This is a genomic window from Microbacterium sp. NPDC055455, from assembly GCF_053619935.1.
Map to the genome: position 1 here is coordinate 1,839 of NZ_JBSHLB010000016.1, position 2,346 is coordinate 4,184.

The 2,346-nt window shown below is 54.8% G+C and carries 1 rRNA gene; it reads left to right on the forward strand.

The window, feature by feature from the left end:
* Nucleotides 1–162 precede the first annotated feature (162 nt).
* Nucleotides 163–2,346, forward strand: a 23S ribosomal RNA gene (locus ACWGUG_RS18530); the annotation flags it as partial.

The following is a 2,346-nucleotide window of genomic DNA, read 5'->3' on the forward strand; positions in this document are numbered from 1 at the left end:
TCGGTGGTGGGGGGTGCCGCCCGTACTTTGAGAACTACACAGTGGACGCGAGCATCTTCAAGATGACCTTTCGGGGTTGTCTTGTGTAGATGATCTTAAAGATCATTAGTCAATTTCAGCCCGGACTTCGGTTCGGGTTCGATTCTTGATGAACTCATGTGATTTCAAGTCTTTAAGAGCAAACGGTGGATGCCTTGGCATCTGGAGCCGAAGAAGGACGTAGCAATCTGCGATAAGCCTCGGGGAACTGATAAGCAAGTTTTGATCCGAGGGTGTCCGAATGGGGAAACCCCGCTGGGCGGCGTGCCGACCTAGTGACTCCCGCCTGAATATATAGGGCGGGTAGAGGGAACGTGGGGAAGTGAAACATCTCAGTACCCACAGGAAGAGAAAACAACCGTGATTCCGTGAGTAGTGGCGAGCGAAATCGGATCAGGCTAAACCTCATGTGTGTGAGAGCCGGCAGGCGTTGCATGTGGGGGGTTGCGGGACTTTCCTGACCATTCTGCCGAGTGGTCGACGTGACAGAAGCGTATAGACGAACCGTCTTGAAAGGCGGGCCAGAGTGGGTGCCAGCCCCGTAGTCGAAATGCGTGTTCTGACGTGGAGAGTATCCCAAGTAGCACGGGGCCCGAGAAATCCCGTGTGAATCTGTCAGGACCACCTGATAAGCCTAAATACTCCCAGATGACCGATAGCGGACAAGTACCGTGAGGGAAAGGTGAAAAGTACCCCGGGAGGGGAGTGAAATAGTACCTGAAACCGTTTGCTTACAAACCGTTGGAGCACCCCTGGTAGGTGTGACAGCGTGCCTTTTGAAGAATGAGCCTGCGAGTTAGCGATATGTGGCGAGGTTAACCCGGGTGGGGTAGCCGTAGCGAAAGCGAGTCTGAATAGGGCGATTCAGTCGCATGTCCTAGACCCGAAGCGAAGTGATCTATCCATGGCCAGGCTGAAGCGACGGTAAGACGTCGTGGAGGGCCGAACCCACTTAGGTTGAAAACTGAGGGGATGAGCTGTGGATAGGGGTGAAAGGCCAATCAAACTTCGTGATAGCTGGTTCTCTCCGAAATGCATTTAGGTGCAGCGTTGCGTGTTTCTTGCCGGAGGTAGAGCTACTGGATGGCCGATGGGCCCTACAAGGTTACTGACGTCAGCCAAACTCCGAATGCCGGTAAGTGAGAGCGCAGCAGTGAGACTGTGGGGGATAAGCTTCATAGTCGAGAGGGAAACAACCCAGACCACCATCTAAGGTCCCTAAGCGCGTGCTAAGTGGGAAAGGATGTGGAGTTGCTTAGACAACCAGGAGGTTGGCTTAGAAGCAGCCACCCTTGAAAGAGTGCGTAATAGCTCACTGGTCAAGTGATTCCGCGCCGACAATGTAACGGGGCTCAAGCACGCCACCGAAGTTGTGGCATTGACATTATTGGTAGGCCTTCGTGGTCCAGCCGTGTTGATGGGTAGGAGAGCGTCGTGTGGCGAGTGAAGCGGCGGGGTGACCCAGCCGTGGACGCTACACGAGTGAGAATGCAGGCATGAGTAGCGAAAGACGTGTGAGAAACACGTCCTCCGAAAGACCAAGGGTTCCAGGGTCAAGCTAATCTTCCCTGGGTAAGTCGGGACCTAAGGCGAGGCCGACAGGCGTAGTCGATGGACAACGGGTTGATATTCCCGTACCGGCGAAGAACCGCCCCAACCAATCCAGTAGTGCTAAGTGTCTGAATCCCACTGACGGATCCCTTCGGGGTGATGCGGTGGGCCTAGCGCACGACCCCATGCTGAGGCGGTTAGCGTATTAACAGGTGTGACGCAGGAAGGTAGCCCATCCCGGGCGATGGTTGTCCCGGGGCAAGTGCGTAGGCCGGGGGATAGGCAAATCCGTCCCTCATTCAGGCTGAGACACGATGCGGATGAAAAGTGGGTGATCCTATGCTGCCAAGAAAAGCATCGACGCGAGGTTCTAGCCGCCCGTACCCCAAACCGACTCAGGTGGTCAGGTAGAGAATACCAAGGAGATCGAGAGAATCGTGGTTAAGGAACTCGGCAAAATGCCCCCGTAACTTCGGGAGAAGGGGGGCCATCCACTTATATGAGCTTGCCTCAAAAAGGGTGTGGTGGCCGCAGAGACTAGTGGGTAGCGACTGTTTACTAAAAACACAGGTCCGTGCCAAGTCGCAAGACGATGTATACGGACTGACGCCTGCCCGGTGCTGGAAGGTTAAGAGGACGGGTCAGCCGCAAGGCGAAGCTCAGAATTTAAGCCCCAGTAAACGGCGGTGGTAACTATAACCATCCTAAGGTAGCGAAATTCCTTGTCGGGTAAGTTCCGACCTGCACGAATGGCGT